General features: G+C 61.8%; 7 protein-coding genes. 3 read left to right on the top strand and 4 right to left on the bottom strand.

Annotated features, from left to right (window positions below; all coding sequences use genetic code 11):
• From AC1RNN_RS12580 to lysA, 3 genes are all read left to right on the top strand, one after another.
• Positions 1–885, top strand: an 885-nt coding sequence (locus AC1RNN_RS12580) for a recombinase family protein (protein ID WP_493088886.1), incomplete at its 5' end; no start/stop codon positions are given.
• Between the two features lie 13 nt (positions 886–898).
• A complete protein-coding gene (gene lptM / locus AC1RNN_RS12575) occupies positions 899–1084 on the top strand; it encodes an LPS translocon maturation chaperone LptM (protein WP_493089482.1) in 186 nt (61 codons plus the stop codon).
• Positions 1081–2364 carry a diaminopimelate decarboxylase gene (lysA, locus tag AC1RNN_RS12570; RefSeq protein ID WP_493088888.1) on the top strand — a complete coding sequence of 428 codons (1284 nt, stop codon included), beginning with the start codon at positions 1081–1083 and terminating at the stop codon, positions 2362–2364. The genes lptM and lysA overlap by 4 nt, the downstream gene beginning before the upstream one ends.
• 43 nt (positions 2365–2407) lie before the next feature.
• Here the strand turns inward: lysA and msrQ are convergent, their stop codons facing one another.
• The 4 genes from msrQ to AC1RNN_RS12550 form a co-directional block, all read right to left on the bottom strand.
• A complete protein-coding gene (msrQ, locus tag AC1RNN_RS12565; RefSeq protein WP_493088890.1) occupies positions 2408–3022 on the bottom strand; it encodes a protein-methionine-sulfoxide reductase heme-binding subunit MsrQ in 615 nt (204 codons plus the stop codon).
• Between the two features lie 3 nt (positions 3023–3025).
• Entirely contained in the window at positions 3026–4033 is a 1008-nt protein-coding gene (gene msrP / locus AC1RNN_RS12560) for a protein-methionine-sulfoxide reductase catalytic subunit MsrP (RefSeq protein ID WP_493088892.1), read from the bottom strand.
• A 44-nt stretch (positions 4034–4077) separates the two neighbouring features.
• Positions 4078–5340, bottom strand: a complete 1263-nt coding sequence (gene ccsB, locus AC1RNN_RS12555; protein WP_493089484.1) for a c-type cytochrome biogenesis protein CcsB — start codon at positions 5338–5340, stop codon at positions 4078–4080.
• Between the two features lie 103 nt (positions 5341–5443).
• Complete coding sequence (locus AC1RNN_RS12550; RefSeq protein ID WP_493088894.1) at positions 5444–7561, bottom strand: cytochrome c biogenesis protein ResB; 2118 nt, start codon at positions 7559–7561, stop codon at positions 5444–5446.
• Between the last annotated feature and the right edge of the window lie 82 nt (positions 7562–7643).

Below are 7643 nucleotides of genomic sequence, written 5' to 3'. Positions count from 1 at the left end.
GGAAGGCGTCGCACTCAGGGAAACGAACGAAGCAAAGGGATAGCGGTGGCGCGAAATGCGTTAGGGATCGTTACCCGAATGGGCCAAGACCTTGGGCTTGGTCACGTAGTGATAGAGCCCGGTGGCGAAGCCAAACGCCCTGCACCCAGTACACCTACTGCAAACAAAACTACTTCATCTGCCGCTAAAATGTTCGCTATAAAAACGATAGCATTAGCTACAAAAACAATAGCACGCGCTACAATAACGATAGCGGCCCGACATGATTTAGGGGAAAAATTGAACTACGGTTATGCGCGAGTTTCAACGTCGGAACAAGAAACCAGCCTTCAAATTGACGCCCTCCGAGCTGCTGGAATTAAGAAAATTTTTGAAGAAAATTGCTCTGGAGTTGGCCCACGTCCACGCCTTCGCGAAGCCATTGAAACCGTTGGTGCTGGTGATGTTTTAGTTGTCTGGAAAATTGATCGAATTGCGCGAAGTCTCGGCGATCTGTTGTCAATTTTGGCCAAGCTAAAAAGGGCTGGCGCTGCTATTCGCTCACTTACAGAACCCATCGATACATCGAGCCCGATTGGTGTTTTCACCGTTCAAATTCTCGGTGCTGTTGCTGAACTTGAGCGCTCAATAATTCGTGAGCGCGTCATGGCTGGTCAAGCTGCTGCAAGGGCTCGCGGCAAAAAATGGGGTGCACCTCGCCAGATAGATACAGAGTCCGAGCGCGAGCTCGTGACTATGTATTTATCTGGCGACTACACGATTCAGGAGCTGGCGGACATTTGGGGAGTGGGCTACGGCGTTGCGCGTGGCGCAGTACTTCGAGTGTGCAACCCTCGAAGCGCCTACCTGTCGAGGGTGCGCGGACTTCCGATTGAGCGTCGGTAAGTACAATTTCAGCATGTTGAAAGCAGCACGAATTCTAGTCAGACACCTTGCCCTTGCCCTCAGTGTGCTCACTGTGGCCGCCTGCGGCCAGACCGGCTCACTGTATTTGCCCGCCAAAACCGCCCCCCGCAATACCTCTGCCGCAGCACCCCAGGCGCCTGCGGCAAACTCTTCCAGCAGCACCTTCCCCGCACCATGAGTCACGCCTCCCTGCCCGGTCACCCTTTTGTTCACTACGCCGACAACGGGCAACTGCACGTCGAAAACTGCGCCGTCGATGCGCTGGCGGCACAGCACGGAACCCCCCTGTTTGTGTATTCGAAGGGCTCCATGCTGGCGGCACTGGCGGCCTACCAGAAGGGCTTTGCCGGACGCAACGCGCAGATCTGCTATGCCATGAAAGCCAACTCCTCGCTGGCCGTGCTGCAGCTGTTTGCCAAGGCAGGCTGCGGCTTTGACATCGTCTCCGGCGGCGAACTGGCACGCGTGCTGGCCGCCGGTGGCGATGCCGCCAAAGTCATCTTCTCCGGCGTGGGCAAGACCCGCTCCGAAATGCGGGAAGCCCTGGAAGCAGGCGTGGGCTGCTTCAATGTGGAGAGCGAGGCCGAAATCGACGTGCTGAACGACGTGGCCGTGTCCATGGGACGCAAGGCCCCCATCAGCATCCGCGTGAACCCCAACGTCGACCCCAAAACCCACCCCTATATTTCCACCGGCCTCAAGGGCAACAAGTTCGGCATCGCGCACGAACGCACCGTACTGACCTACCAGCGCGCAGCCGCCCTGCCCGGCCTGCAGGTGGTCGGCATCGACTGCCATATCGGCTCGCAGATCACCGAGGAAACGCCCTACCTGGACGCCATGGACCGTATGCTGGACTTGGTGGAATCCATCGAGAAGGCCGGCATACCAATTGAGCACATCGACTTCGGCGGTGGCCTGGGTATCAACTACAACGGCGATACCCCGCCCCAAGCCGACGCCTTGTGGGCCAAGCTGCTCGCCAAGCTGGATGCACGCGGCTTCGGCCAGCGCAAGCTGATGATTGAGCCCGGCCGCTCCCTGGTCGGTAACGCTGGCCTGTGCGTGACCGAGGTGCTTTACCTGAAACCGGGCGAACAAAAGAACTTCTGCATCGTGGACGCCGCGATGAACGACCTGCCTCGCCCGGCCATGTACCAGGCCTTCCACGCCATCGTGCCCGTGCAGCCCGCGCCTGCCGCTGCAGACAGCACGGTTTACGACGTGGTAGGCCCGGTCTGTGAAAGTGGTGACTGGATTGGCCGCGACCGCAGCCTGGCCGCCCAACCCGGCGAACGTCTGGCCGTGTTGTCGGCCGGCGCGTACTGCATGAGCATGTCCAGCAACTACAACTCCCGCCCACGCGCCGCGGAAGTTCTGGTGGACGGCGGAGAAGCCCGCCTGATCCGCCAGCGCGACACCATGACAGACCAGTTGCGCGGTGAGCTCCTGCTCTGACTTACTATCAAAACAGGAGCTGCCCGCGCATTATTTACGGGGGCTAGGGCCTGTTTTTCTTTAAAAATCGGCGCAGGCGCCAGCCCAGCAGCAGCGCAATGATGAGGGCATAGACCGCGACTTCGGCGAAGTTGTTTTTGCCCGCGCGCATCCAGAAAAAATGCAGCAGCGCCAGCCCGGCCACGGCATAGACCGCCCGGTGCAGCGCCTGCCAACGCTTGGCGCCCATGGCCTTGATCACGCGGTTGAAGGAGGTGGCGGCCAGCGCCAGCAGGAGCACCAGCGCGGTGAAGCCCACGAGGATGAATGGCCGCTTGGCGATGTCCTTGGCGATATCGCCGAGGTCCAGCCCCATGTCAAACCAGCTGTAGGCCAGCATGTGCAGCACGGCGTAGGCAAAGGTCCACAGCCCCAGCATGCGCCGCAGGCGCGCCAGTGCGGGCCAACCCGCCACCGTGCGCAGCGGCGTTACCGCCAGCACCACGCAGAGCATTCGCAAGGTCCAGTCGCCGGTTGAGCGCACCAGCGCCTCCGCCGGGTTGGCGCCCAGGCGGTCCGCAAAGGCGGCAAACACCAGCCAGGCCAGCGGCAGGGCCGCCACGACAAACACCACCGGCTTGGCCGCGGGCCGGGCCAGCCAGGCATTCACAGGCGCCATGGTTCAGTAGAACTTCTTGAGGTCCATGCCGGCGTAGAGCTGGCCCACCTGGGCCTCATAGCCGTTGAACATCAGCGTCTTGCGTTTCTTGGCGAACAGACCGTCTTCGCCAATGCGGCGTTCAGTCGCCTGGCTCCAGCGCGGGTGGTCCACATTGGGGTTCACGTTGGAGTAGAAGCCGTACTCATTGGCCGCCGCCTTGTTCCAGGCCGTGCCCGGCTGCTTTTCGGTGAAGCGGATTTTGACGATGCTCTTGCCACTCTTGAAGCCGTACTTCCATGGCACCACCAAGCGCACGGGCGCACCGTTCTGCTTGGGCAGCACCTCGCCATACATGCCAAAGCTCAGCAGCGTCAGCGGGTGCATGGCCTCATCCAGGCGCAAGCCCTCGGCATAGGGCCAATCCAGGATGCGGGAGCCCACAAAGGGCATGGTCTTGGGGTCGGCCAGCGTCAGAAACTCCACGTACTTGGCGCTGCCCAGAGGCTCCACCTTCTTGATGAGTTCAGCCAGCGAATAGCCTACCCAGGGAATCACCATGGACCAGCCCTCCACGCAGCGCAAGCGGTAGATGCGCTCTTCCATGGGGCTGAGCTTGAGCAGGTCTTCCAGCGCAAAGCGGCCGGGCTTCTTGACCAGACCCTCCACCTCGACGGACCAAGGATCGGTCTTGAGCGTATGGGCATTGACGGCGGGGTCGGCCTTGTCGGTGCCGAACTCGTAATAGTTGTTGTAGCTGCTGGCGTCCTTGTAGGCCGTCACCTTCTCCATGGCCATGGCACCGGCCACAGCGGAGGGCCTGGACGCCAATGCCGCCAGCTTGCCCGGAACCGCGCCCCAGACGGCGCTTTGCGCCAAGGCCTCGCGCGAAGCCCATTGCGCCATACCCAGCCCCGCAACCCCGGTTGCCAGGTGCTTGAGCAGGCGGCGCCGGTCTTCATAGACCCCGCGCTCCGTGATCTCGCTGGCCAGGGGGTGGTCGAAACCGGAATTCGTGGTTCTGATCAGCATGGGGACTCCTTATGTAGGCATTGGTCGTCCGACCATGTGGTTTCTTACAAAGTTCCGTAACTGTGCAGGCCACTGAGGAACATATTGACGCCGATGAAGGCAAAGGTGGTCACGGCCAGCCCTGCCAACGCCCACCAGGCCGCCACGGTGCCGCGCAAGCCCTTCATGAGGCGCATGTGCAGCCAGGCCGCATAGTTGAGCCAGACAATCAGCGCCCAGGTTTCCTTGGGGTCCCAGCTCCAGTAACCGCCCCAGGCTTCGGCCGCCCACAGCGCGCCCAACACGGTGGCAATGGTGAAGAAGGCAAAGCCCACGGCGATGGACTTGTACATCACATCGTCCAGGATCTCGAAGCTGGGCAGCTTGGCCGCAATCTGCTTGCGCCCCAGCAGAATACCCGCCACCACGAGGGCCGACACACCAAAGTAGACGGCCCAGTAGTCGCTCATGCCGCCACTGGCGGATTTGCGGAACACCATGGGCTCGAAGCACAGCACGATACCCAGCAGCCACAGCGGCGCCAGCTTGTACCAACGTGTCTCCGTGGCCTGCTGTTTGATCAGGTAGGCAAAGGCCACCATGGCCGCCAGCGCAAAGGTGCCATAGCCAATAAAGTTGGCCGGCACGTGCAGCTTCATCCACCAGCTCTTGAGTGCGGGCACCAGCGGCTGGATCTCATGCGCCTGGCGCACCACGGTGTACCAGAGCAGAAAACCCACGGCTGCACTGACCACCAGCATCACAAAGGCGCCCAGGGAGCGCGTCTTGTACTGGGCTTCAAAGTACAGGTAGAAGGCCGCCGTCATCCAGCAGAACAGAACGAACACCTCGTACAAGTTGCTGACCGGGATGTGGCCGATATCGGCGCCCAGCAGATAGCTCTCGTACCAGCGCACCATGGTGCCGGTCAGCGCCATGGTGACGGCCACCCAGACCAGGCGCGAGGCAATCAGCTCCATGCCCTCAGCGCGCCCCTTGGCGAACACGCCAATCCAGTAGAACACGGTGGACATGAAAAACAGCATGCTCATCCAGAGGATGGCCGACTGGCTGGACAGGAAGTACTTGAGCCAGAACACCGTCTCGGCGCGCTCCAGAGTGCCCTGGTAAGCAAACACCGCCGCCAGCGACAGGCCCGCCACCAGCAGCATCAAGGTTTGCAACGGACGCCAGAACCACCCCAGCCAGACCGTGGCAGGAATGGCCGCCAGTAGAATGCCCTTCTCGTAGACATCCATGGCATCGGCGTAGCGCTGCAGCGCGAACAGGCCGCCCGCGGCCACCACCAGCGCAAACAGCCACTCCATCCAGCTGCGGCGCACAAAGTAGCCCGCGTGCAGGCGCACGGTCTCGGTGGCGCTTGCGCCCAGAGTCTCTTCGGAGGTGCCGGAAACTGCGTTCATATCCTTGTCATTCCTTCCAGGCGAGCAACCTGGCCTTCAGGTGCTCGAATTCCTTGTCACTGTCCAGGGTCTTGCGGTTGCTCGAAAAGGCCATGCTGGCCTGCGAGTGGCCCGCATCCCCGGGTACCAACCATACCCAAACCCGGCGTTCCCGTACATAGAGCATGGCAAACACGCCCACGATCAGCAAGGCACAGCCCAAGTACACCACCGCCTGCCCCGGCGCACGTGCCACCTGGAACACACTGGCCTGGCGTTGTGTGAAGTCCGTCAGGCTCAGCACCAGTGGGGCCGGATACAGCGGTACATCGCTGAGCGCGAGCACCGCCTGCGTCATGAAAGCCTGTCCACGTGCATCAGGGACAAACTCGGGCAGCTTGGCTTGGGCCCGGGCGACCTGCTCCAGCTCGTAGAGCACGCCGTTGAGGATGCGCACCAGCACCTCGCCCGCCTTGCTGCGCTCAGCCTGCGGTACGTTGGCTTCGATAAAGTCGGAGATCGCTTGCAGCCCCGCCACAGCAGGCGCCTTGCCATCCGAAGGAGCCCCGGCAAATAACGCCAGCGCCCGTGCCGCCGACTGGCTCAGTTGGGCGGCCAGTTCCGGCTGCTTGCCATCCACCGCGCGCTGCGAGTAGCGCTGCACTGCCTTGTTGCGTAGCACCGGATCTTGCAGGGCCTGGCTCAGACGCATGAAATCGTCCATGCCCCCCTGCTCATCGGCCGGCACACGGATGTAGCGGAAGGTATCGGCTGGCGTCTCGCGCATGCCCAGCAGGAAGACCGGCACGCCGTCGCCCATGTCCACCGGCAGCATGTAGTTGTGATACTCCCGCGCCTGGCCCGCACCGTCGCGCAGCTTGTAGCTCACGCTGGGGCCCACATTGCGCAGGTTTTTCTGTTCCTTGGTCTTGTTGGCTGCGCCCAGCTGTGCGTCCAGACTCTGACGCAAATCCACCTTGCGCACATCCGTACCCTCGGCCGGGTTGCCGCCAAAGTTCTCCACGTTGATGACGCGCAGGCCGGTGTATTCCACGGTCAGTTGGTCGCCGGGTGCACCGGCCTGGTTGGTGAGCTGCGAGCTGCCACCCACCTGCCCCTCCAACTCGAATGGCTTGGTGCGCCCCGTGAACGACTGCGCACGCAGCTTCAGGCTTGACCCGCCATCATCAAAGCTGCTCTGGAAGATCTCGATGCCGCGGTACTTGACCGGGTGATTCACCTCCGTGCGTGCCTCGATCTTCTCGCCCGTGGCCTTGTCATGGATCACGATGTCGCTGGCAAACAGCTTGGGCATGCCCGTGGAGTAGTACTCCACGACAAACTTCTTGAGCTCCACCGCAAACGGCAGTTCCTGCAGCAGCACGCCATCGGACTGGTTGAGAATGGCCGTGCTGGACTGCGTGCCCTCCGCCACCAGCAAATTGCCGCGGAAAGTCGGGTTGCGCTCGCTCAGGCGATGCTGCTCGGGCACATCAGCCACCATGCCGCCGCCCTTGTAGGGCTGTTTGCCGTTGAACAGCATCTGGGCACGCACGATGAGATCGCCATCGAGCAGCCCCCCCAGGCAGACCAGCACGATGGCGCTGTGCGCCGCGATATAGCCCACCTTGTTGGCCGCGCCCGTCTTGGCAGCCACCATCCAGCCACCCTCGCGGCGCTGCAGCTTGACGCGCCAGCCACCGCTGACCAGCAACTGGCCAATGCGCCGTGCCGCCGGCTCGGCATCTTCAGCCAAGTCCATCTGGGCACGTTGCCCAAAGGCCAACAGGCTCTTTTCGCGGATGTTCTCCTTGTAGGAGCGCAGATCGGCCAGTATCTTGGGCGTGTTGCGCGCCACGCACAGCGAAGTGCTGAGCACCAGAAAAGCCAGGATCAGCAGAAACCACCAGGCGCTGTAGACGTTGTAGAGGCTCACCACTGCAAACGCTTCGGTCCAGAAGGGACCAAACTGGTTCACATAGTTATTCAGCGGCTCATGCTGCTTGAGCACCGTGCCGATGACGGAGGCAATGCAGATCACCGTCAGCAAGGAGATCGCAAAACGCATGGACGACAGTAGCTCGACCGCGGAACGCCAAGCGCGCGAGCCAGACTGCAAGACCAGACCCTGGGTAGACACTGTCATGTGAGCAAAGGAGGAACTCGGAAGAGGACTCGAAAAAAAGGCGGGCCATCATGCCGATGGACCCGCCTGTTAGGGTGGTCTC

The organism is Rhodoferax sp. GW822-FHT02D07, from assembly GCF_058802405.1.
The sequence above is the reverse complement of the archived record's forward strand: the minus strand, read 5'-3'. Positions and strand labels throughout refer to the sequence as shown.